Raw genomic sequence first — 21,831 nt, 5'->3', positions numbered from 1 at the left:
CATCCGCGTGTGGACACCACGCGCAAAGGCTGCCTCCTCAACGTCCTGCTGTTCGTCACGGGCGCGATCCTCGGCACGGCCCTGACGGCGACCGCGGCCGTGCTCCTCTTCCTCCCCGGCAGCACCACGACCAGCACGAACGAGGGCTCGCCGAACGTCTACGTCAAAGAGCGCTCCAGCCTGGTCGGCGGCACGCACCACGAGGTGTGGCTCGGCCGCACACCCGACTACGGCCACGTGGTGGAGATCCCGAACGGCTGGGACACCACGCCCGAGGTCGAACGCCGCCCGGACGGCGTGGAGCTGGCCTTCGACCACGGCGGCCGGATCTTCGTCCCGGAATCGAGTTACGTCGGCGGCCGATGAAAGGCAGGATGGGCCAAGTGGACGAACAGCTGCGCGTAGGACTCGTCGGTGCCGGCCCGTGGGCGACCATGGTGCACGCGCCGGGCATCGCCGACCACCCGGGCACCCGCCTGACCACCATCTGGGCCCGCCGTGAAGAGGCGGCCACCGAACTCGCCCTGGCGCACGGCGCGGCCGTCGCCAAGACCCCCGACGAGCTCATCGCCGACGTGGACGCGGTCGCGTTCGCCGTCCCGCCGGGCGTCCAGGCCGAGATCGCGATCAAGGCGGCCGAGCAGGGCAAGCACCTCGTCCTGGAGAAGCCGATCGCGGCCAGTCTCGCCGACGCCGAACGCCTCGCCGACGCCGTCAAGGCCAACGGCGTCGCCTCCCTGGTCGTCCTCACCAAGCGCTACGCCCCCGAGACCCGGGAACAGCTGGCCCAGCTCGAGCAGCAGGGCGGCTGGGTGGGCGGCAGCGCGCGCTGGCTCACCGGAGCGCTCCTCGGCGGCCCGTTCTCGCACTCGCCGTGGCGGCACGAGCGCGGCCCGCTGGACGACATCGGCCCGCACGCGTTCGACCTGCTCGACGCCACCCTGGGCACGATCACCGACGTCATCGCGGCCAACCGGTCCGAGCACGGCCTGTGGCAGATCGTCTTCCAGCACGAGGGCGGCGCGACCAGCGTGGCCACGATGACCATGACGTTGCCGCTCAACCCGAGCATCGCCGAGGTGATCGTCTACGGCGAGCACGGGCACCGCGTGCTGGCCGACCGCGGCACGACCGCGCAACAGGCCTTCACGAACCTGCTGGACGACTTCGTGGCCATGATCGACAGCGGCACGACCGAGCACCCGCTGGACGTCCGCCGCGGCCTGCACCTGCAGCGGATCATCGACCTGGCGCGGAGGAAGGCCGAGGCGTGAAGCAGCTCGGCCCTGCCGCCCCCTCACCGGGGACGACAGGGCCGAGCTGTGGAACCTCTAGCCGGGGTACTTGCCGTTCGTCGGCTTCGGCGTCCCGTTGACGAACTCGGGGCCACCGGGCCACGACTGCTGCTCCCGCTGCGCCAGCTCCTCGTGCAACTGCTGCAACAACGCCCGTTCCCGGTCGCTGAGCTTGGCGTCCACGGTCGGCGGCAGCTGCACGGCGGCGGGCGCCTGCCCCTCCGCCAACGCGGCCTGCAACGCGGCCAGGTCGTCCGGCCCGAGTTCCGTGGTGACCTCGGCCCGCGACAGCGGGTGGTCGTCCGGGAACGCGAACATCGGCATCGGCGGCCGTTCGTCGACCACGGGCGGCGGCTCGACGGGCGTCTCCTCGACGCGCACGTCCAGCACCTCGTCCGGGTGAACGTCGACCACGTGCACCTCGTCGTCAAGGCGAACGTCGTCAACGCGGACATCGTCGACGCGAACGTCCTCGACGTGGGCGTCCTCGACGCGCGCTTCCTCGACGCGGACGTCCTCGACCGGCTCGCGCACCGGCAACCGCTTCACCGGCTTGGGTGGGAACGGCTGCACGCCCTCGTAGGACTCGACGCGCGCCCGACGTGACTTGGAGCCGTTCTGGGGTTCGACAGGCACCGGTTCCGGCTCGACGACCGGTGCCTGGCCCCGGACTTCACCGTCGAACCACGCGGCCGAGTCCGGTGGTGGCTGTGGGCTCGTGGACCCCGACGGGAAGAACACCTCGCGCGCCGTGGTGACGGCCGCCGCGTGGTACTCGCCGAGTTGCGTGCCCACGGACAGCACCTCGACCGCCGCGCGGATGCCCGCCTTGCGCAGCACGGTGTCCACCCGGTAGGCGGTGGCGGGCGCGAAGCCCGCCGGGCCGATGTCCACCAGGACGACCCGCTGGGGCAGCGGTCCGGGCGTCGCGCCGGCCGGGCTGGACCGCCACGTGGCGCGCACGCCGCGCACGTCCGGCAGCACCGACACGGTCTTGCCCAGCACGTCGCCCAGGCCCTCGGCCGGGTCGGACTCCACGCTGAACCGGTGCTTGACCACCGGCACGCGCTCCACCGCGAACAGCCTGTCCGCCAGCGTCCGGTCCGACCGGACCTCGCCCAGCAGCAAGCCGATCTCGTGGCGTTCCTCCGGCGACACCGGGATGCGGCCGGCCAGCAGGCAGCCGACGACGAGCTCCACGGCTCTGTCCAGCTCGGCGACCGCCAGCAGCTCCCGAGCCTGGGTCAACGCGTCGTCGTCGACGCGTCCGGCCAACGCCAACAGGAGGTCGTGTAAACGGACGGGGAGTCCCACTCCGTCGTTCGTCACGCCTGTTCTCCTTCCGGCCCGCGCGGGAGCGCCGAGCTCTATACGGGCACCAAGTGCCCGTCGGCGTCAGCGCCGGCGCACACCAGCTCCGATGCCGCCAACGCCGCCCTGTGGTAGGGCGGCAGGTCCAGTCCGGCGGGCAGGACCTCAACACAGGGGTCGTGCTCGCCGAGCGCCCGCAGCACCCGCTGGAGCTCACCGGTCAGCCGGGCTTCGCCGGTCGAGGCGGTGACCAGGATCACCCTCCTGGGTCCGCCCTCGCCCAGCCGCCACGAGGACCGGACTTCGCCGACCCCGAGGCGTCCCCGCAAGGTCGCTCCGAGCACCACGGTCGCGGAATCACCCATCGACACCCGATCGGGTGATTCCGGGGAGAAGGTGTAGCCGGATTCGGGCAGTTCGTCCAGCCCTTTGACAGAACTGATCGTGGACCGGTCGGCCCCGTGCGGCACGAGGGCGTCGGCCAGCAGGCGCTGCTCGTAGTCGGTCAGACCGATCCTGTCGTGCAGCAACGTGCGCGGAAGGGCTCTCGCGAGCACCGCGACGGCGTCCGTGGCGGCCCAGTCCCGGAACCTCCAGAGGAGGTCGTCCGGCAGCCGACCGGCCAGCCTCAGCAACAGCTCGTGGCACGTGTCCGACATCTCACTCCCCGATCTCGACGATCAGTTCCACCTCGACCGGCGCGCCCAGCGGCAACTCGGCGACGCCGACCGCGGCCCGCGCGTGCCGCCCGGCTTCGCCGAACACCTCGGCGAGCAGGTCGGAGGCGCCGTTGATCACGGCGGGCTGGCCGGTGAAGCCGTCGGCGGAGGCGACGAACCCGACCAGTTTGACGACGCGCACGACCTTGTCGAGGCCGACCAGCGCGTCGACGGCGGCCAGCGCGTTCAGCGCGCAGGTGCGGGCGTGCGCCTTGGCCTCTTCGGGGCTGATGTCGCCGCCGACCTTGCCGGTGGCGGCGAGCGAGCCCTTGACGAACGGCAGCTGCCCGGACGTGAAGACCAGCTGCCCGGTGCGCGCGGCGGGCACGTAGGAGGCGACCGGAGCCGCGACCTCGGGCAGTTCGACACCCAACTCGGCCAGACGTGCCGTCCAGCTCATGCCTTGGGCCGCTTCAGGTAGGCGACGTGCTGCTCGCCGCTCGGGTTCGGCAGCACGGTGACCAGCTCCCAACCGTCGGCACCCCACTGGTCCAGGATCGCCTTGGTGGCGTGGATCAACAGCGGGACCGTCGCGTACTCCCACTTCTGCATGAGCGGCAGCCTAGCGGGGTGTCGAATGGGGGCACCCGTCCGAGTACCCCCATTCGTGTCACGCCGTGCTCAGACCCGAGACCTCTTCACATCGGCCAGGAACGCGGAGAAGGCCCGCACGCCGAACTCCAACGTCCCGCCGTCCCGGTTCTTGGTGTCCCGCACCCCGGCGACCTGCTCACCGATCGCCAACTCGACGCACTGCGCAGCGGAGGCGCTCCGGCTGCTCTTCCGCCATCTTCGGTCGGTCACGAATCTCCTAGTGTGTCCCGCACTTCCTTGATGAGGCCCACGGAGTCCTCGGCCGTGAGCGCGAGGCGTGCCGCGTCGTCCCACACAGCCGACAGCACCTCGGCATCTTCATCTTCCACCGCCGCGAGGCCGGTCAGTGCCTCCACATAGGCCGTGATGGGCTCGTCCGACTCGGCGAAGTCCAGCAGGTGCAGCCCGCCGGCCTGCGCCTCGTACGCCCCACGGCTGTACGGCAGGACTTGGATGGTCACGTTCGGCAGGTCGGCCACGGCGACGAGGTGGTCCAACTGCCCGCGCATCACCTCGGCCCCGCCCACCAACCGCCGGAGCGCCGCTTCGTCGACCAGCGCGTGGAACTCCAACGGCTTCTCGCGGGACAACAGCTCCTGCCGCTCAGACCTCTCGGCGGCGGCGTGCGCGTCCCAACTGTCGCCGATGATCCGCCTGGAGGTGGCCCGCGCGACCGCCTCGGCGTAGCCGGCCGTCTGGAGCAGGCCCGTGATCAACGCCGGGTCGAGCGAGCGTTCCCGCACCGCCTCCAGCTCGTCCATCCGGAACCGCTTGTAGCCGCTGGGCAGGTCGCGGGCGTGCTCGATCGCGTACGGGTCGACGTCGGCTACCTCCCAGAGCTGGAGCGCGCGTGTCTTCTCCTCCGGCGTCGCCCCGATGACGTCGAGGACCATCGCCAGCGTGGGCCAGCGCGCCAGGGCGTCGCCGGAGAGCATCCGGACGATCGTCGGCCGGGACACCCTTGAGGACTTGACCACCTCGTCCACCTTGAGGCCGGACCGCTCCAGGATCGGCCGGATGTGGCGTCCGAGCCTGCGCTTGCCCCGCGTCGAGCCAATAGCCATTCGATCACCCTAACCACTCTCGGTGACAACGTATCGCCCGAACTTCACTCGTTCGATTCGACCGACTTGAACAAATCAAACTGTACTCTCAAACCATGGATGACGAAGACGTGGTCGCGGAGGCGCCGAGGCTGTTCGCGATCGTCCAGGAGGACGCCGAGGACGGGTGGGTCGCGGCGTGGGGCCTGGACTTCGGGGACGGCACGGCGGAGGTGACGGGTCCGGAGGGCGGTCCGGGCCTGCGGATCTCGACCACGAGCGCGGAGCGGGCGCTCTGGTACTTCGCGATCGACAGGACGGCGCGGGCGCGCCTGGTGTGGGTGGAAGGGGAGGAGGTGGTGCCGGAGCCCCAAAGCGTGACGTGACTGGGCCATCACGCGGCGCTAGCGTTGATCACGTGGAAACGTGGCGGATCGTCGCCACCAGCGCGTTCCTGCTGGGCGGGCTGGTGATGATCCTCGTCGGGATGGCGCAGGCGCGGGATCGCAAGGGCGCCAAGCGGCCCGACGTGATGCGGGCGTTGCTGATCGGGGCGGTGGTCGTCGCGGTCGTGGCGGTGCTGATCGCGTACGTGCTGCCGTCGGTCCTGGCGTGGGGCGTCGTGGCGGCGACCGCCATCGCGGTGGTGTTCGTCACCATGTGGGACTGACCGTGACAGGCGGCGTGGCCAGCGGTTCTCAGGGCGGCGCGCATAGGCTGATCTGGTGAACGGCTGGACCGACGAACTCGCCCGTGCGCGACTGCACGTGGTGACGGGCAAGGGCGGGACCGGCAAGACCACGGTCGCCGCCGCGCTCGCGCTGGCGCTGGCCACCGGCGGACGGCGCGTGCTGCTGGTGGAGGTGGAGAACCGGCAGGGCATCGCGCAGCTGTTCGACCGCCCGCCGCTGCCGTACTCCGAGGAGCGGATCGCGTCGGCGCCCGGTGGCGGCGAGGTGCGTGCGCTCGCGGTGGACCCCGAGGCGGCGCTGCTCGAGTACCTCGACATGTTCTACAACCTCGGCTTCGCCGGCCGGACGTTGAAGAAGATGGGCGCGATCGAGTTCGCCACCACGCTCGCCCCGGGCCTGCGGGACGTGCTGCTCACCGGCAAGGTCAAGGAGTGCGTGCGCCGCGCGGGCAAGACCGGGCGGCACGAGTACGACGCCGTCGTGCTCGACGCGCCGCCGACCGGTCGGGTAGTCCGGTTCCTGGACGTCACCAGGGCCATGGCCGACCTCGCCAAGGTGGGGCCGATCAAGGGCCAGAGCGACGGCGTGGTCAACCTGCTGCACTCCGGTGACACGGCGGTGCACCTGGTCGCGCTGCTCGAGGAGATGCCGGTGCGGGAGACGTTGGACGCGGTGGCCGAGCTGGACGCCGCGGACCTGCGGCCGGGCGCGGTGTTCGTGAACCGGGTCAGCGCGCCGCGGCTGCCCGCGCGGTCGGTCGCGTCGGCGTCCGAGGGGCGGGTCGACGCCGGGCGGGTGCGCACCGGGCTGGAGGCGGCGGGTCTCGACGTGGACGCCGACGTGCTGGACGGGCTGGTCGAGCAGGCCGTGGAGCACGCGTTGCGGGTCCGCATGGAGGAACGGGCGAAGGAGAAGCTGGCCGAGGCGGACCTGCCGACGCTGGAACTGCCGGAGGTGACCGACGGGGTGGACGTGGCCGCGCTCTACGAGCTGGCCGAGGTGCTGGTCGGGCGGGGTGTGCGGTGAACCGGCTCGACGTGGACGCGTTGCTGGACGACCCGGCGACCCGGGTGCTGGTGTGCTGCGGGTCCGGTGGCGTCGGCAAGACGACCACGGCGGCGGCGCTGGCCATCCGTGCCGCCGAACGCGGCAGGCGGGCCGTCGTGCTGACCATCGACCCGGCGCGCAGGCTGGCGCAGTCGCTCGGCCTCGGCGAGCTGGACAACCAGCCGCGACGCGTCGAGGTGGAGGGCGTCAAGGGCGAGCTGCACGCGATGATGCTGGACATGCGTCGCACGTTCGACGACATGGTGTGGCAGCACGCCGGTCGTGAGCGGGCCGAGCAGATCCTGGCGAACCCGTTCTACCAGACGATTTCCACGTCGTTCTCCGGCACGCAGGAGTACATGGCGATGGAGAAGCTGGGCCAGCTGGTCGAGCGCGACGAGTGGGACCTGGTCGTCGTGGACACGCCGCCGAGCCGGTCGGCGCTGGACTTCCTGGACGCGCCGCAGCGGTTGTCGACGGTGCTGGACGGCAAGCTGATCCGGATGCTGTCGGCGCCCGCCCGGGCGGGCGGGCGCGGCATCCGCAAGATCGTGGGCGCGGGCTTCGGCCTGTTCACCAAAGCCGTGTCCACCATCGTCGGCGGCCAACTCCTGCAGGACGCCTCGACGTTCGTGCAGGCGTTCGACAGCATGTTCGGTGGCTTCCGGCAACGCGCCCAGGCCACCTATGAGCTGCTGCGATCACCCGGAACCGGATTCTTGGTGGTCGCGGCGGCCGAACCGGACGCGTTGCGCGAGGCCAGCTACTTCGTGGAGCGGTTGAGCGCGGAACGGATGCCGTTGACCGGCCTGGTCGCGAACCGGACGCACCCGGTGCTGGCCCCCTTGCCGGCACCAGGCGCGTTGGCGGCGGCGGACCGGCTCGAGCGCACTGGGGACGCTCCGCTGGCTGCCGCGGTGTTGCGGGTGCACGCGGATCGCGTGGCCGTCGCCGATCGGGAGAAGCGACTGCTCGCGCGGTTCACCCGTGCGCACCCCGGTGTTCCGCTGATCGGGGTACCCGCGCTGCCTACCGACGTGCACGACCTGGACGGTCTGCACGAGATCGGTCGGCGGTTGGCGGGCGAGTAGTGGAGCCCGGCCGGTCAGCCGACCGCGGACTCCTCGTGGTGCTCCTGACGTGCGGTGTCGAGGAGCTCGTGCCATGAGGTGACGTCCGGGCGACGCCGCAGCAACGCCCGCCGTTCACGCTCGGTCATGCCGCCCCAGACGCCGAATTCGATCCGGTTGTCCAGGGCCTCGGCGAGGCACTCGGTGCGCACCGGGCATCCCAGGCACACCACCTTCGCCTTGCGCTGCTCCGCGCCGCGCACGAAGAGCTGGTCCGGCTCTTCGTCACGGCACGAGGCCTTGATCCGCCAATCCCCCTGCACCTGCTGCATATCCCCCACCTCAGTTCACACAGTGCCCAGACGTTCTAAATCCGCCACACCCCTGCCGCGGATGCCGTAGGCTCACCATCGAGTGGTCATGCCGTTGGCTGCTGTCTTGGACAGTGACGGACTGTAGAGCCTTCCGGTTCCACCTCCAACCCTGGGTTGCCCACCTGTTACCTGTCTTGAGTACGAGTACTCATCCTGCGTAATCAACTGTGCGCGAATCCGATCACCTCTTCAGGTGCCGCGTACGCTGACCTGCATGCGAGCCAGGAACGGCGTGCTGAAACTGCTCGGACTGTGTCTGCTGGCCGGGGTGCTGCTGGCAGGCATGTTGTTCCCTGTCGTCGGCTCGCTGGGGATGGTGTCGAACAGAGCCAGCGACACCGTCGACAGCATCTCCGCCGACCTGGTCACCACCGACCCGCCGTTGATCTCCACGATCACCGACAAGGACGGCGCGCCGATCGCGTACCTGTACGACCAGTACCGCGTGCTCGTCGAGCCCGACATGATCTCGCCGACGATGAAGGCCGCGCTGGTCTCGGTCGAGGACCGGCGGTTCTACGAGCACCAGGGCGTGGACTGGCGGGGCACGATCCGGGCCGGGCTGACGAACCAGTTCAGCGGCTCGGTCACGCAGGGTGCGTCCACGCTCACGCAGCAGTACGTGAAGAACTACCTCGTGCACGTCGTCGCGCGCAACAACCAGGTCGAGCAGCAGAAGGCGCAGGAGCAGACGGTCGCGCGCAAGGCCCGCGAGTGGCGCATCTCGTTGCAGCTGGAGAGCCAGCTCGGCAAGGAGGAGATCCTCGCCCGGTACCTGAACGTGGTGCCGTTCGGCTCGACGATCTACGGCATCGCCGCGGCGTCGCAGGCGTACTTCAACACGACGGCGGACAAGTTGACCGTGCCGCAGGCGGCGATGCTCGCGGGCATGGTCAACAGCCCGTCCGCGCTGAACCCGGAGGTGTTCCCGGAGAAGGCGCTGGAGCGGCGCAACCAGGTGATCGACAAGATGGTCGAGAACGACAAGCTGTCGCGTGACGCCGCCGAGGCCGCGAAGGCCGAGCCGCTCGGCCTGGCGACGCCGGTGCGGACGCCGCCCAACGGGTGCGTCGGGGCCGGGCCGGAGCACGGGTTCTTCTGCTCGTACGCGTTGAACTACTTGGCGCGCAACGGTTTCAGCGAGGAGCAGCTGAAGACCGGCGGCTACACGATCCGGACCACTTTGGACCGCACGATCACCGATCACGCGAAGCGCGCGGCGGAGGGCCAGGTCGCGAAGTCGACCGACGGCATCGCGAACACGGTGGCGGTCGTGCGGCCGGGCAAGGAGCGGCACGAGGTCGTGGCGCTGGTGGCGAACCGTGATTACGGGTTGAAGGCCGACCAGTTCCAGACGCAGTTCGACCTGCCGTCCGGGGTGGAGAACAAGTTCGGGGCCGGGTCGGTCTACAAGGTGTTCACGGCCGCGGCGGCGTTGGAGAAGGGCATGGGCATCGAGAGCACGATGGCCACGCCGAACTCGTACGTGTCGCGGGTGTTCAAGGGTGGTGGGGACAAGTGCCCGCCGGCCCCGGAGCCTGCCACGCGGTGGTACTGCCTGGGCAACGCGTCGTCGACGTACCCGCCGCAGATGTCGTTGCAGACGGCGTTGCAGACCTCGCCGAACACCGGGTTCGTGATCCTGGAAGAGCAGCTGGGCATGGACCCGGTGGTGGACATGGCGTCGCGGTTGGGGATGCGCGAGACGATGGCGACGAACATCGCGGGCGTGCGGCCGGACCCGAAGGCGAAGAGCAAGGAGCTGCGGGTCTCGCAGACCGAGTTCTACAAGTCCAACGGCGGCAACGCTTCGTTCACGTTGAGCCCGGCGCCGGTGAGCACGTTGGAGCTGGCGAACGTGGCGGCGACGATCATGAGCGGCGGCGTGTGGTGCCCGCCGTCCCCGATCGCCCAGATCGTGGACCGCTCCGGCCAGCCCGTGCCGGTCAACGAGGCGCCGTGCGAGCAGGTCGTGGCCGAGCCGTTGGCGAACGGCTTGGCCGTGGGGATGTCGAAGGACGACCAGGGCAGCGGAACCGCCGCCGCCGCGGCGCGGCAGTTCAAGTGGACCCGGCCGATGCTGGGCAAGACGGGGACGACGGAGGACTACAAGTCGGCCGCGTTCATCGGCGCGACGCCGGACTTCGCCGGTGCCGTGCAGACGTTCAACGACGGCGTGGAACCGCGCGGGATCTGCGTCAACGGCGGCCCGCCTCGCTTGTGCGGCAAGGGTGACATCTACGGCGGCACCGTGCCCGCGCGGACGTGGTTCGACACGATGACGAAGGTCCACGAAGGACTGCCGGTGCGCGGCATGCCGGCCGTCGAGGAGCGCTACCTGAAGGGCGGCAGCGAGATCCGCGTGCCCGACGTCGTCGGCCGGAACGTCAACGACGCCACCAGGATCCTCGAACAGGCCGGCTACAAGGTCTCCGCGCAGAACCGCAACTCCGACCAGCCGAAGGGCCAAGTGGTCAGCCAAACACCGCGCGGCAGCGCCCTGAAGGGCACCGTGATCACCCTTCTGGTGTCCACGGGCTACGTCCCCCCGCCGCAGGCGAGCGACCCACCGCCGACCAGCGAATCCCCCGACCCGGGCCAAGGCCAACCGGGCCGCCCAGGCGACCCCGGCCGCCCCACGGGCCCGCCACAAATCACCATCCCCACCGACCCACCACGCCGCTAACCCCCGCGCCGCCAACCCACACCCCCGCGCCCCGCACGGCCGGACTCCTCACCCCGCCTGCTCCGGCGTCGGCGGTTCGGGCGCTGGCGAGTGCGGCGAGTGCGGCGCGTCTGCCGCCGGAAGCGCTCGTCGGGTCGTTGGCCCGGTGTCGTCGCCGTGGTGGTGGGGCGGTGGCCGTGGTGGCGGCGGCGGTGGGGCGGTGGCCGTGGGGGCCGTCGCGGTGGGCCGTCGCACTGGGCGGCGGTCGGGGCGGTGGGCGGTCGGGGTGCTCTTGGGCGGTCGGGGGTGGTTTCGGCGGTTCCGCTGGTTTTCAACCGAGGTGCGGTAACAGTGTTTCCGTACATTTTCGGGCGATGATCACCCGATTGTGTACGTCCTGACCGTCCCGGCAACCGGGCCCACGCGCCGACCGCGAGCCGCTGGACCGTTCGACCACAGCCGTCCCGGCCTGCCGCACGGGCAGAGGCGAGGCGTCTGCGGACGCTGCCAAGCGTCCGCAGTCAGCAGAACCGGGCCTCAGGCGAGCTTGGCCTTGACCGCGGCGGCGACTCGGCCGCCGTCCGCGCGACCCGCGACCTGGGCGTTGACGGCCTTCATGACCTGGCCCATCTGCCGCTGGCCGGGCTGCTCCCCGAGCTGCTCGGCCACCTGGGCGATCGCGGCGTCGACCAGGATCGCCAGTTCGGCGTCGTCCAACTGCGCCGGCAGGTAGTCCTCCAGCACCTTGGACTCCGCCTGCTCCAGCTCGGCCTGCTCGGTCCGCCCGGCGCCGGCGAACGCCTCCGCCGCCTCCTTGCGCTTCTTCACCTCACGGGTGATGACCTTGAGCACCTCGTCGTCGCTCAGCTCGCGAGCGCTCTTGCCGGAGACCTCTTCGGTGGTCAGGGCGGCCAACGTCATCCGCAGCGCGCCCGCCCGCACCGTCTCCCGGCCCTTGATCGCCGCCGTCAGGTCCGCCTGCAACCGCGCCTTCAACTCCGCCATGAGCCGGAACGGTACCGGGAAGCCCGTCGCACCCCGAATCGGTCAACCCCCTACCCTCGACTACGTGAACACGCTCGTCCGAACGCTGCTCGCCACGACCGCCCTGGGCACCGCCACGCTCGCCTACGCCGCGGGCATCGAGCGCAGGCGGTGGACGTTGCGCGAGGCGACGGTGCCGGTGCTCGCGCCGGGCTCGTCGCCGCTGCGCGTGCTGCACCTCTCGGACCTCCACATGATGCCGGGCCAGAAGTCCAAGCAGCGGTGGGTCGCGGCGTTGGACGAGTTGGAGCCGGACCTCGTCGTGAACACCGGGGACAACCTGGCGCACAAGCAGGCCGTGCCCGCCGTGGTGCGCGCGCTGGGTCCGCTGCTGAACCGTCCCGGCGTGTTCGTGTTCGGCAGCAACGACTACTACGCGCCGCGCCCGAAGAACCCGGCCCGCTACCTGCTGCCGTCGGCGAAGACGCGGCGCGTGCACGGCATCCCGCTGCCGTGGAAGGACCTGCGCGCGGCGATGATCGAACGCGGTTGGCTGGACCTGACCCACGCGCGCCGCCGGTTCGAGGTGAACGGCCTGGAGGTCTTCGCCGCGGGCCTGGACGACCCGCACCTCAAGCGAGACCGGTTCGACGAGATCAGCGGCCCGCTGCCGGACGTGCCGCTGCGGCTCGGCGTGACGCACTCCCCGGAACCGCGCGTGCTGGACCCGTTCGCGGCGGAGGGCTACGACTTGGTGCTGGCGGGCCACACGCACGGCGGCCAGCTGCGCATCCCGGGCTACGGCGCGATCGTGACGAACTGCGAACTGGACCGCTCGCGTGCGCGGGGCGTCTCGCGGTGGGGCGCGCACATGTGGCTGAACGTGTCGGCCGGCCTGGGCACGTCGCCGTACGCGCCGGTGCGCTTCGCGTGCCCGCCGGAGGCGAGCCTGCTGACCTTGGTGCCGCGCCCTGTCGACGCAGGTCAGGACGTGTCCGAAGCGAAAAGGGATACCCGGTTCGGAGTGGGTGGGAACGTCAGGTAGAGTTCTCCTCGTTCGAGAGCAAGCCGGGGTGTGGCGCAGTTTGGTAGCGCGCTTCGTTCGGGACGAAGAGGTCGCAGGTTCAAATCCTGTCACCCCGACCAGATCAGGGCCTGTCCGAGAAGTCTTCGGACAGGCCCTGAGTCGTTTTCGGTGCAGCTCACTTCGGCTGCTGTCGGCGGTTCGAGCGCGCTGGAGGGTTTGTGCCGGCGGAGGCATGATCGCGTTGGCCGCAGCGGGTGGCGCGGCGTTGGTGGAGGACACCAGGCACGCAGGCAAACCGCCGACGCGTGATGTGGCACGGGGCCGGCAAGCGGACGGCGACGGGTTCGCGAGGGCTTGAGTCAGCGGCGGGCGCGGTCACGGGTGGTGAGGCCGTGACGCGCGCTCTCTGCTCGGTCGGGTCGACGGCCCGACCCGGTCACACGCCCCGCAGTGGCGGGTACGGCTGGTCCGGCTCGGGCGGTGCGTTCTGCTTGTTCAGGTTCCTGGCTTCCTGGAGTTGGTCCTCCAGGGTGACGATGCGGCACGCGGCGTCGAGGCTCATGCCCTGGTCGACCAGTTCCCTGACCCGTGCGGCCAACCGGAGTTGGTACCGGGAGTAGCGGCGGTGGCCGCCTGACGAGCGCTCCGGCTCGATCAGCTTCGCCTCGTCGAGGCCCCGCAGGAAACCCGGCGTGGTGCCGAGCATCTCCGCGGCCCTGCCCATCGTGAAGGCGGGGTAGTGGTCGTCGTCCAAGTTGTCCGCCGCCGGTCGCGGCTCGTTCGTTTCTGGGGTCATCGCACCTCCGCGCCACGAGGGGCCCGGTGCCGTCTGTCGGCACCGGGCCCCAGGGTTATGGGTTCCCACCATCCGGCCTCGCGGCCGGTTTACCGTGTCCGCGTCATCCGCCCGTACAGCGGCGGAGACTGCGTGGATCGCGTTTGCGTAACCGGAGACCACCTTCCAATCTTTCTGGACTGCGGTACCCGCCTGGCCCGACTTCAGCCCGAGGCAGGCGATCCGATGGTGTTCAACCCTTCCCTTCTTCTCTGGTTTCCGGACTTTCTCGCCACTCGTTCGACGGCCGACACCGGACTTCTCGCTTGCTCCGGCTCACCTCGCCGACCGCCCGGCCACCGCGCTGGAACCCCTTCCACTGATCGGCTCCAGCTCGCCTGACCGCCTTGCCACTGCACGCGCGGGTCTGTCGGCTCGGAGTGCGACTTGCTGTCCTGCGTAAATCGTTTGCACTCCGGGTACCGCACGCGCCGACCGCCCTCGCGTCACGGGTAGTTCGTCATCTCCCGTGCCGATCCGACGTTCTCTCGTACAGGGAGAACACTACACACGTCGAGGTGCGAATGTCTACTCCGGCGATCATAGATTTGCTCGACCGGGCAGCCAGGACTACCTGACCTGGGGAGACGTCAGTCGCGCCTTCCAGATCTCCTCGCTCGGCCACTGGCTCGCCCACGCCGACGACACCTCGTGGAACTCGCGGTTCGCGGGGGTGGGCGCCTGGATCTCGATCAGGTCGTCCACGGTGAAGCCGGACGAGCGCAGCAGCCGCAGCATGTCGCCGTGCGGCAGGGTGAACTCGGTGGAGTCGGCGTAGTCGACCCGGTTGAGGCCGAACTGCGGGCGCATGAGCGACGTGGACGCGGTCGTGCCGTCGCGGGCGCACAGGGCGAACAGCGGTGACCGGTGGAGGAAGACCAGGTGGCCGCCCGGCCGGAGCAGGCGCGCGGCTTCGGGGATCCAGCGGTGCGGGTCGCACCAGAGGGAGGCGCCGTACTCGCTGATCGCGAGGTCGAAGGTGGCGTCGTCGCGGGGCACGCGCTGGGCGTCGCCGAGGAGCAGCGGGAAGTCGAGGCCGAACTCGGCCTGCATCTCGCGGGCGGTGTCGAGCTGGCGGGCCGAGATGTCGATGCCGACGGGACGGGCGCCGAGCCTGGCGAGCCACGCGGACACGTAGGCGGTGCCGCAGCCGAGTTCGATGACGTCCATGCCGGACACGTCGGGCGGCAGCACGGAGACCTCGGACTCGGGGGTGGCCCACAGGCCCCACTGCGGCTCGGTCTTCGCCCAGTGCTCACGGGCCAGTGGTCCGTGCGCCGCGGCGGCGGTGTCTTCCCAGTGCCGGCGGTTGAGTTCCGTGTGGTCGATCATCCGCTCATTGGAGTGGCTCGCCCGACCACGGGCGAGCGGTTTTCCCGCGCCGGGGCGTCCGGGAGGGTTAGCCGGCCCTCCCGGACGCGCGCCGGCCGGACGTCACTTGACGTGCGGTCGCAGCTCCGCGAGGCGCCGGAGGAGCTCGCCGACCTCGTTCCAGTCGAGCTTCGCGGACTCGCCGGGCGGGGTGTGGATGCAGACGTTGCCCTCTTCGGTGAGCGACACCTCCAGCGTCCGCCGACGACCCAGGGCGTCGACGCACCCGACGCGACCGCCCTGCCGAACCGTGTTCTCGATCATCGGTCAGACCTCCCTGCGCTACCACCCGTGTAACTCGTGATTCGTTCGGACCAACGAGGACGTTACGAACTACTCCTCGCTGTTGCTTAATTCGTCCACTGCCATCTTCCGTGAACCTTCGTCACGTTGGGCTACACCGTTCGAGTGAACGTTGCCGATTCAAGTGACGTTGCGTAACGAGCGGCGGGGTTCGGGCGACGACGAGTCAACGCGTCGCGCCGCCGCCCGCCACCGCCAGCAGGGAGATGCCCGATGACCACCACCACCGCCGTGAAGAGCTGGGTCCCTGTCGTCGCCTCGATCCAGGTCGCGCTCGGGTTAGCCGGTCTGGTCGCGGTTCTGGCCTCGCCCACCGCGGCCGTCGTCGTCGCGGCGGCGGTGGCGCTGATCGCCCTCGCGGTCCGCGCCCTGCTCCGCGCGTCACGCCAGGTGGACCGGATCCTGGCCGAGGAACTGGACCGCTAGTCGACCCCGCAGCCCGCCAGGTCACGCTCCACCAGGTCACGCTCCGTCGCGTCCGGCGCCGGGAACGTCTCGCGCAACGTGAACGCGAACGGCGTCGGACCGTCCTCGCGCAGCCGCACCAGCCGCTCCTGCGCCTCCGCCACGGTCGGCCGGTGGCCGGCGGGCACCCACCACAGCGCGGTCATCGCCTCGGCCGGCCGCTCGAAGTACTGCCTGCGCTCCCGCAGCACGGCCACGTGCTCCGGCCCGTACACGTAGTCGACGAGCGCCTGGTGCGACGCCCACGTCGACATGTTCACCAGCAGCCACTCGTCGTCGAAGATCCGCATCGCGGTCGCGTCGCCGTCCTCGGTCTGCAGCCGCCACCGGAACCCCGGCGCGCGGTCGGCGACCGCGTTCACCGGGTCCAGCGCCGCCACGAACCCCGCCATCCGCGGGCTGTCCAGCGGCGCGAGCATCCGGCCGATGTTCACCTGCGCCAAGTCGTACCCGTCCCCGGTCATGTCCGCACGCTAGCCGGGAAGATCGACAGATGGGAGATCTCACCGAGGTTCGGCGCGCGTACGGGACGGGCGACCTGGCGGCGTTGCCGGTGTTCGCGGGCGGCTTCATCAACTTCGGCTACTGGGCGGGCATCCCGCTGGACGGCGAGCTGACCGTCGAGCAGCGGATCGCCTCGCAGGAGGCCCTGTACGACCTGGTCGTGGCCGCGCTCTCGATCGGGCCGGGCGACCGGGTGCTGGAGGTCGGCTCGGGGCACGGCCTGGGCGCGCGTCGCGTCCTGCGGCGCGGGCCGGCGGTGGTCCGGGGCGTGGACCTGGTGCCGGAGCAGGTCGCGCGGGCGACGGAGGCCAACGACGACCCACGGGTGGCGTTCGTCCAGGGCGCGTGCGACGACCTGCCGTTCCCCGCCGGCTCGTTCGACGCGCTGCTGTCCGTGGAGGCGGCGCAGCACTTCGAGGACGTCCCGGGGTTCGCGCGCGAGAGCGCCCGCGTGCTCGCGCCGGGCGGCCGGTTCGCCGTCACCACGTTCTTCACCAGGACGGGTGACGCGGCCGAGCGGCTGGCCGGGTTGCTGAAGACGTTCGCCTCCGGCCTCGACCACGCGCACCGCGTCGACGACGTGGTGCGCGACCTGCGTGCGGCGGGGTTCGCCGACGTCACCGCCCGCAGCGTCGGCGAGCACGTGTGGCGCGGCCTGGACCGGTGGCTCGAGCAGGGGCCGCGCCCGGACCACTGGGACCGCAACTGGTTGCGCGCCGTCGAGCAGGGTCTCGTGGACTACTACCTGGTCACCGCGCGGAAGCCGGCAGGATCGGGGCTGTGACGACGCACCCGACCGCCGAAGTGCCCGACCCGCTGTTCGCCGACGCCGAGGCCGAAGCCCGCTGGCGGGCCCGCTTCACGGCCCCGCGCGTGAGCCTGCCGGGGTGGGCCGACGACGCACCCGACCGCAGCCTGTACCTGTCGAACTCCAGCGGTGTGTGGGAGATCTACGCCTGGGACCGCGCGAGCGACACCCACCGCAAGGTGACCGACCGCCCGAACGGCACGTCGCACGGCGCGCTCAGCCCCGACGGCGACACGATCTGGTGGTTCGCCGACACCGACGGTGACGAGTTCGGCACGTGGGTCAGCGAGCCGTTCCAGCCGGGCCGCGACCCGAAGCCCGCGGTGGACGGCGTGCGGGCCGGGTACCCGGCCGGGTTGGAGATCGGGCACGAGGTCGTCGCGGTCGGCACGTCCACCGACGACGGCACCACCGTGTACGTGGCGCGGGGCGGCGGGCCGGCCGAGGTGATCTACGCGCACGAGAACGACGGCGGCGTGTCGGCGCTGTCCAAGGACGAGACGCTGGTCGTGCTGTCGCACTCGGAGCACGGCGACAACCGGCACGCGGCGCTGCGCGTGGTCACCCCGTCGGGTGAAAAAGTCGCCGAGAAGTGGGACGGGCCGGGCAAGGGCCTGGACGCGATCGCGTTCAGCCCGGTGCGCGGCGACAACCGGCTGCTGGTCGGGCACGAGCGGCGCGGCAAGGAGGAGCTGCTGATCTGGGACGTCGCGGCGGACACCGAGACCGAGGTCGTGATCGACCTGCCGGGCGAGATCAGCGCCGACTGGTACCCGGACGCGAAGTCGCTGCTGGTCGTGCACACGTTCCAGGCGCGCAACACCCTGCACCGCTACGACCTGGCCACCGGCGTCCTGCACGCGTTGGACACCCCGCACGGCACGGTCGGCAGCGCGAACGTGCGGCCGGACGGCGCGGTGGAGTACTCGTGGTCGTCGGCCGCCCGGCCGGGCGTGGTGCGGGTGCTGGACGTGGACGGCGACGAGCGCGTGCTGCTGGAGCCGCCCGGGCACAAGGCCCCGCCGTCGGTCGACCTGACCGACGTGTTCGTGGGCGAGGTGCACGCCCTGGTCGCCCGGCCCGCCGGCGCGCCCGACGGTCCGCTGCCGACGGTGTTCCACCTGCACGGCGGGCCGCACTCGGCGGACGAGGACCGGTTCTCCGCGTACCGCGCGGTGTGGTTGGACGCCGGGTTCGCCGTGGTGCACGTGAACTACCGCGGGTCCACCGGGTACGGGTCGAAGTGGCGTGACGCGATCGAGGGCCGGCCGGGGTTGACCGAGCTGGAGGACGTGGCGGCGGTGCACGAGTGGGCCGTCGGGTCCGGGTTCGCCGACCCGGCGAAGTGCGTGGTCAACGGCGCGTCGTGGGGCGGGTACCTGTCGCTGCTGGCGCTGGGCACGCAGCCGGAGCGGTGGGCGGCCGGCGTGGCGGGCGTGCCGGTGGCCGACTACCTGGCCGCGTACGAGGACGAGATGGAGCCGCTGCGCGCGTTCGACCGGGCGTTGTTCGGGGGTTCGCCGGAGGAACTCCCCGACCGGTACCGCGAGTGCTCGCCGTTGACGTACGTGGACGCGGTGCGCGCGCCGGTGCTCGTGCTGGCGGGGGAGAACGACCCGCGCTGCCCGATCCGGCAGATCGACAACTACCTGGAGCGGCTGGCGGCGCGCGGGGCGGCGTACGAGGTGTACCGGTACGACGCCGGGCACGGTTCGCTCGTGGTCGCGGAGACGATCCGGCAGACGGCCGCCGAGGTCGCGTTCGTGCAGCGCGTGCTGTAGCCGCGGGCCTGGCCGAGCCGGCCTGCGGGGCGAAGCTGCGCAGGAGTCCCCGCCCAGGGGATCCCTGTTTTCGATATTACCGAGGGGGTCCGACATTTTCGGGGGCCGCCGGATGTCCGGTGGCCCCCGAAGGTCGGTCGAGGCCGGTGCGCGGGCAGGTGGGTCAGGCTTGCTGCGCCTGCCACATCCAGTGCGCCTGCTCGAAGTTCTTCGTGATCTCGATCAGCAGGTCCTGGGTGACGAGGTCGGACTTGTCGGTCTCGTCGATCCGCTTGCGCAGCCGCCCGATCAGCTCGCCCAGCGCCGTGACGACGGCCGCGACGACCTGGTCCTCCTTCAACCACCCGCCGGGGAACTCCGGCACGCCCGAGCCCTCCGCCACGGTCTTCGCCTTGCCGTCCGGCGAGATGCCGAGCGCGGCGGCCCGTTCGGCCACCTCGTCGGTGTACGTGCGGGCGGTCGTGACGAGCTCGTCCAGTTGGAGGTGGACGCTGCGGAAGTTCTTGCCGACCACGTTCCAGTGCGCCTGCTTGGCCACCAGGGACAGGTCGACCAGGTCGACCAGGGTGGCCTGGAGCACCGCCGCGACCGACGCCTTGTCCGCGTCGGCCAGGGGGCTGGTGATCGGAGACTTCTGCGACTTGCTCATGGGTCTGACGCCTCCTCAGACGGTGGTCGTGAGGGCCACCTCGATGTTGCCTCGCGTGGCGTTGGAGTACGGGCAGATCTGGTGCGCGGCGGCGGACAGCTGCTCGGCCACGGCCTGCTCGACGCCCGGGACGTGCGCGACCAGCTCGACGGCCAGCTGGAAGCCGCCGCTGCCGTTGGCGCCGAGGTCGACCTTCGCGGTCACCGACGTCTCGCCGATCTTGACCTTGGCCTGCCGCGCGGCGACCTTCAGCGCGCTGTGGAAGCACGCCGCGTACCCGGCCGCGAACAGCTGCTCGGGGTTGGTCCGGTCGCCGCCGGGGCCGCCGAGCTCCTTGGGCGTGGAGAGCTGCTCGTCGATCACGCCGTCGGAGGAGCGGACCTCTCCGTTGCGGCCGTCCCCGACTGCGATGGCTTCCGCGGTGTAGAGCACCTGCATCTTCAACGCTCCCCTTCGAGCTGGTGGTCAAGCCCCGTCGATCAGCCCAACACCCGGCCGAAGCCGAACCACACCCGGTCGTGTGGCAGCTCACGCCCCCTCACACGTACCCGCTCAGCCCGCCCTCGACACGGCGAACTCGGCCACCTGTCGCCCGATCGTGCGGAGTTGGTCGGCCACGGACGGCACCGTGCAGCCGCCTTCGAGGTCGAACTCGACCTCGCGCGAGTTCACCGCCGCGCCCAACGGCGTGGGCCAGCCGCGCAGCGCGTGCACGATCGAGCGCAACGCGGTCAGCGTGGTCACCGACGCCTGCCAGCCCTGGGCGGTGGCCACGCAGCCGACCGCGCGGCCGTCGAGGTAGGGGCGCGCGTCGCCGCGCAGGTCCTCGATGTAGTCCAGGGCGTTCTTGACCAGGCCGGACACCGTGCCGTGGTAGCCGGGCGAGACGAGCACGACGCCGTCCGCGCCGCGCAGCGCCTCGACCAGCCGGTGGGCGTTCTCGGTGCGGTCCGGGATGGCCGGGTCGTAGAACGGGAGCACCAGGTCGGGCCCGGAGACCTCGACGACCTTCGCGCCCGCGTCCACGGCGCCCTCCAAGGCGATCCTCATCGCGCGCTCGGACTGCGAGTTGGGGCGGAGGGATCCGCCGATGCCCACCACGGTGACCGTCATGGTGTCCGATCCTGCCACCTGGACCTAACTGGAGGTCCAGTCGCTCGCCCGAGGCCCTACCGGCGAGTAACGTACGTCTCATGTCGAAGCTCGCCGAGTCGATCCCTCCCGGTGTCCTGGCCGGTGCCCTGCGCTTCGTGTTCGGCCTGCCCGCGCCGCTGCGCAAGCTGATCGCCGGCCGTCCCGTCACGGTGGACGGCCAGCGGCTGCACCCGGAAGCCCAGCTGCTGCTCAGGCTGCAGCAGCTCAGCGGCGAGGACTGGCAGACGACCACGCCCGCCGCGAACCGCCTGGCGCTGACCCGCAGCAACGCGCTGGTGTGCGGTCCGGTCATCGGTGGCGTGGCGGTGCGCTCGCTGTCGCTGGACGGCGTCGGCGCGCGGTTCTACGAGCCGACCGGGCTGGCCGCCGGCTCGCCGCTGCTGGTCTTCTACCACGGCGGCGGGTGGGTCAGCGGCGACCTGGACAGCCACGACAACCTGTGCCGGTTCCTCGCCGTCGAGGGCGGGGTGCGGGTGCTGTCGGCCGACTACCGGCTCGCGCCGGAGCACCCGTTCCCGGCGGCGGCGGACGACGCGCGGGCGGCGTTCGAGTACGCGGTGGCGCACGCCGAGGAGCTGAAGGTCGACCCGCGGCGGATCGCGTTGGGCGGTGACAGCGCGGGCGGCAACCTGGCGGCGGTGACGGCGTTGCACGCGGGCGAGGTGAAGCCGGTGTTCCTGCTGCTGTTCTACCCGGCGGTGGACGCGTCGGTGCGCCGGCGGTCGCGGGAGCTGTTCGGCAACGGGTTCTTCCTCACCGACCAGAAGATGGACTGGTTCCTGGACCACTACGCGCCCTCACGCGAGACGCACACCGATCCGCGGCTGTCGGTGCTGCTGGCGGAGGACCTGAGCGGGCTGCCGCCGACGTACCTGGCGACGGCCGGGTTCGACCCGCTGCGGGACGAGGGCGAGGCGTTCGCGGAGAAGTTGGCGCGGCAGGGCGTGCCGGTGGTGCTGCGGCGGTACGAGGGGCTGTTCCACGGCTACGCGAACATCCTCGGCGTCGGTGGCGTGTTCCGGGAGGCGGTGGCGGAGGCGGTCGGGTCGCTGCGCACCGGGTTGGCGCTGGCCAACACGCGGCAGGACATCCCCGAGACCGCGTGACGCGCGGCCGGTCGCCCCGGGCGGGGCGACCGG

At 71.2% G+C, this 21,831-nt stretch carries 27 protein-coding genes and 1 tRNA gene; 13 read left to right on the top strand and 15 right to left on the bottom strand.

Going from position 1 to position 21,831, the window contains the following annotated elements:
• Positions 1–9 precede the first annotated feature (9 nt).
• Positions 10–366, top strand: a complete 357-nt coding sequence (locus ACZ7GX_RS22525) for a hypothetical protein (protein ID WP_498779222.1) — start codon at positions 10–12, stop codon at positions 364–366.
• Positions 367–374: 8 nt separating this feature from the next.
• Entirely contained in the window at positions 375–1,274 is a 900-nt protein-coding gene (locus ACZ7GX_RS22520) for a Gfo/Idh/MocA family protein (RefSeq protein WP_498779364.1), read from the top strand.
• A 57-nt stretch (positions 1,275–1,331) separates the two neighbouring features.
• On the opposite strand, the gene ACZ7GX_RS22515 is transcribed toward ACZ7GX_RS22520, so the two are convergent.
• The 6 genes from ACZ7GX_RS22515 to ACZ7GX_RS22490 all read right to left on the bottom strand — a co-directional run bounded on the left by ACZ7GX_RS22515 (position 1,332) and on the right by ACZ7GX_RS22490 (position 4,983).
• Positions 1,332–2,624, bottom strand: coding sequence for a hypothetical protein (locus tag ACZ7GX_RS22515; RefSeq protein WP_498779220.1), 1,293 nt, complete (start codon positions 2,622–2,624; stop codon positions 1,332–1,334).
• A gap of 38 nt (positions 2,625–2,662) precedes the next feature.
• Positions 2,663–3,265 (bottom strand): hypothetical protein, encoded by a 603-nt coding sequence (locus ACZ7GX_RS22510; RefSeq protein WP_498779218.1) that lies wholly within the window; start codon positions 3,263–3,265, stop codon positions 2,663–2,665.
• 1 nt (position 3,266) lies between these two features.
• A complete protein-coding gene (locus tag ACZ7GX_RS22505) occupies positions 3,267–3,725 on the bottom strand; it encodes a RidA family protein (RefSeq protein WP_230570029.1) in 459 nt (152 codons plus the stop codon).
• Positions 3,722–3,877 carry a Sp36 family protein gene (sp36, locus tag ACZ7GX_RS22500; protein ID WP_141979599.1) on the bottom strand — a complete coding sequence of 52 codons (156 nt, stop codon included), beginning with the start codon at positions 3,875–3,877 and terminating at the stop codon, positions 3,722–3,724. Before sp36 ends, ACZ7GX_RS22505 begins: the two co-directional genes overlap by 4 nt.
• A 69-nt stretch (positions 3,878–3,946) precedes the next feature.
• On the bottom strand, positions 3,947–4,129 hold the full coding sequence (locus tag ACZ7GX_RS22495; RefSeq protein WP_498779216.1) for a DUF397 domain-containing protein: 183 nt from the start codon (positions 4,127–4,129) through the stop codon (positions 3,947–3,949).
• Complete coding sequence (locus tag ACZ7GX_RS22490) at positions 4,126–4,983, bottom strand: helix-turn-helix domain-containing protein (RefSeq protein WP_498779214.1); 858 nt, start codon at positions 4,981–4,983, stop codon at positions 4,126–4,128. The genes ACZ7GX_RS22495 and ACZ7GX_RS22490 overlap by 4 nt, the downstream gene beginning before the upstream one ends.
• A gap of 95 nt (positions 4,984–5,078) precedes the next feature.
• Between ACZ7GX_RS22490 and ACZ7GX_RS22485 the strand changes: the two genes are divergently transcribed.
• The 4 genes from ACZ7GX_RS22485 to bagB are packed head-to-tail and all read left to right on the top strand — an operon-like array spanning position 5,079 to position 7,792.
• A complete protein-coding gene (locus ACZ7GX_RS22485) occupies positions 5,079–5,348 on the top strand; it encodes a hypothetical protein (protein WP_498779212.1) in 270 nt (89 codons plus the stop codon).
• Positions 5,349–5,380: 32 nt separating this feature from the next.
• A complete protein-coding gene (locus tag ACZ7GX_RS22480; protein ID WP_498779210.1) occupies positions 5,381–5,632 on the top strand; it encodes a hypothetical protein in 252 nt (83 codons plus the stop codon).
• A gap of 55 nt (positions 5,633–5,687) precedes the next feature.
• Positions 5,688–6,680 (top strand): ATPase BagA, encoded by a 993-nt coding sequence (bagA, locus tag ACZ7GX_RS22475; RefSeq protein ID WP_498779208.1) that lies wholly within the window; start codon positions 5,688–5,690, stop codon positions 6,678–6,680.
• Positions 6,677–7,792, top strand: a complete 1,116-nt coding sequence (gene bagB / locus ACZ7GX_RS22470; RefSeq protein ID WP_498779206.1) for an ATPase BagB — start codon at positions 6,677–6,679, stop codon at positions 7,790–7,792. The genes bagA and bagB overlap by 4 nt, the downstream gene beginning before the upstream one ends.
• A gap of 14 nt (positions 7,793–7,806) precedes the next feature.
• On the opposite strand, the gene ACZ7GX_RS22465 is transcribed toward bagB, so the two are convergent.
• Complete coding sequence (locus ACZ7GX_RS22465) at positions 7,807–8,103, bottom strand: WhiB family transcriptional regulator (RefSeq protein ID WP_123744590.1); 297 nt, start codon at positions 8,101–8,103, stop codon at positions 7,807–7,809.
• Between the two features lie 256 nt (positions 8,104–8,359).
• Here ACZ7GX_RS22465 and ACZ7GX_RS22460 point away from each other — a divergent pair, with 256 nt between their 5' ends.
• Positions 8,360–10,831, top strand: coding sequence for a penicillin-binding protein (locus ACZ7GX_RS22460; protein ID WP_498779204.1), 2,472 nt, complete (start codon positions 8,360–8,362; stop codon positions 10,829–10,831).
• Positions 10,832–11,347: 516 nt separating this feature from the next.
• Here ACZ7GX_RS22460 and ACZ7GX_RS22455 read toward each other — a convergent pair.
• On the bottom strand, positions 11,348–11,815 hold the full coding sequence (locus ACZ7GX_RS22455) for a GatB/YqeY domain-containing protein (RefSeq protein WP_498779203.1): 468 nt from the start codon (positions 11,813–11,815) through the stop codon (positions 11,348–11,350).
• Between the two features lie 64 nt (positions 11,816–11,879).
• On the opposite strand from ACZ7GX_RS22455, the gene ACZ7GX_RS22450 reads away from it, so the two are divergent.
• Positions 11,880–12,839, top strand: a complete 960-nt coding sequence (locus ACZ7GX_RS22450; RefSeq protein WP_230570038.1) for a metallophosphoesterase — start codon at positions 11,880–11,882, stop codon at positions 12,837–12,839.
• Between the two features lie 24 nt (positions 12,840–12,863).
• Positions 12,864–12,940: transfer RNA gene (locus ACZ7GX_RS22445), tRNA-Pro, on the top strand.
• A gap of 317 nt (positions 12,941–13,257) precedes the next feature.
• Here ACZ7GX_RS22445 and ACZ7GX_RS22440 read toward each other — a convergent pair.
• The 3 genes from ACZ7GX_RS22440 to ACZ7GX_RS22430 form a co-directional block, all read right to left on the bottom strand.
• A complete protein-coding gene (locus ACZ7GX_RS22440; protein ID WP_230570040.1) occupies positions 13,258–13,617 on the bottom strand; it encodes a helix-turn-helix domain-containing protein in 360 nt (119 codons plus the stop codon).
• A gap of 609 nt (positions 13,618–14,226) precedes the next feature.
• Positions 14,227–14,988, bottom strand: coding sequence for a class I SAM-dependent methyltransferase (locus ACZ7GX_RS22435; RefSeq protein ID WP_498779200.1), 762 nt, complete (start codon positions 14,986–14,988; stop codon positions 14,227–14,229).
• Positions 14,989–15,090: 102 nt separating this feature from the next.
• Positions 15,091–15,291, bottom strand: a complete 201-nt coding sequence (locus ACZ7GX_RS22430; protein ID WP_073897285.1) for a hypothetical protein — start codon at positions 15,289–15,291, stop codon at positions 15,091–15,093.
• Between the two features lie 252 nt (positions 15,292–15,543).
• Between ACZ7GX_RS22430 and ACZ7GX_RS22425 the strand changes: the two genes are divergently transcribed.
• A complete protein-coding gene (locus tag ACZ7GX_RS22425) occupies positions 15,544–15,756 on the top strand; it encodes a hypothetical protein (protein ID WP_498779198.1) in 213 nt (70 codons plus the stop codon).
• Here ACZ7GX_RS22425 and ACZ7GX_RS22420 read toward each other — a convergent pair.
• Positions 15,753–16,259, bottom strand: coding sequence for a DUF3291 domain-containing protein (locus tag ACZ7GX_RS22420; protein WP_498779196.1), 507 nt, complete (start codon positions 16,257–16,259; stop codon positions 15,753–15,755). The two genes, ACZ7GX_RS22425 and ACZ7GX_RS22420, sit on opposite strands and share 4 nt — an antisense overlap.
• A gap of 29 nt (positions 16,260–16,288) precedes the next feature.
• On the opposite strand from ACZ7GX_RS22420, the gene ACZ7GX_RS22415 reads away from it, so the two are divergent.
• A complete protein-coding gene (locus ACZ7GX_RS22415; RefSeq protein WP_498779194.1) occupies positions 16,289–17,083 on the top strand; it encodes a class I SAM-dependent methyltransferase in 795 nt (264 codons plus the stop codon).
• A complete protein-coding gene (locus ACZ7GX_RS22410) occupies positions 17,080–18,888 on the top strand; it encodes a prolyl oligopeptidase family serine peptidase (RefSeq protein ID WP_498779192.1) in 1,809 nt (602 codons plus the stop codon). The genes ACZ7GX_RS22415 and ACZ7GX_RS22410 overlap by 4 nt, the downstream gene beginning before the upstream one ends.
• A gap of 163 nt (positions 18,889–19,051) precedes the next feature.
• On the opposite strand, the gene ACZ7GX_RS22405 is transcribed toward ACZ7GX_RS22410, so the two are convergent.
• The 3 genes from ACZ7GX_RS22405 to ACZ7GX_RS22395 all read right to left on the bottom strand — a co-directional run bounded on the left by ACZ7GX_RS22405 (position 19,052) and on the right by ACZ7GX_RS22395 (position 20,650).
• Positions 19,052–19,537: a Dps family protein gene (locus tag ACZ7GX_RS22405; RefSeq protein ID WP_498779190.1), complete on the bottom strand. Its 486-nt coding sequence runs from the start codon at positions 19,535–19,537 to the stop codon at positions 19,052–19,054.
• A gap of 15 nt (positions 19,538–19,552) precedes the next feature.
• Positions 19,553–19,975, bottom strand: coding sequence for an organic hydroperoxide resistance protein (locus ACZ7GX_RS22400; protein ID WP_498779188.1), 423 nt, complete (start codon positions 19,973–19,975; stop codon positions 19,553–19,555).
• A gap of 114 nt (positions 19,976–20,089) precedes the next feature.
• Positions 20,090–20,650, bottom strand: a complete 561-nt coding sequence (locus tag ACZ7GX_RS22395) for an NADPH-dependent FMN reductase (protein ID WP_498779187.1) — start codon at positions 20,648–20,650, stop codon at positions 20,090–20,092.
• 80 nt (positions 20,651–20,730) lie between these two features.
• Between ACZ7GX_RS22395 and ACZ7GX_RS22390 the strand changes: the two genes are divergently transcribed.
• Positions 20,731–21,798, top strand: coding sequence for an alpha/beta hydrolase (locus tag ACZ7GX_RS22390; RefSeq protein WP_498779185.1), 1,068 nt, complete (start codon positions 20,731–20,733; stop codon positions 21,796–21,798).
• Positions 21,799–21,831: the final 33 nt, after the last annotated feature.

This window comes from Actinosynnema sp. NPDC037264 (assembly GCF_055603705.1).
The sequence above is the reverse complement of the archived record's forward strand: the minus strand, read 5'-3'. Positions and strand labels throughout refer to the sequence as shown.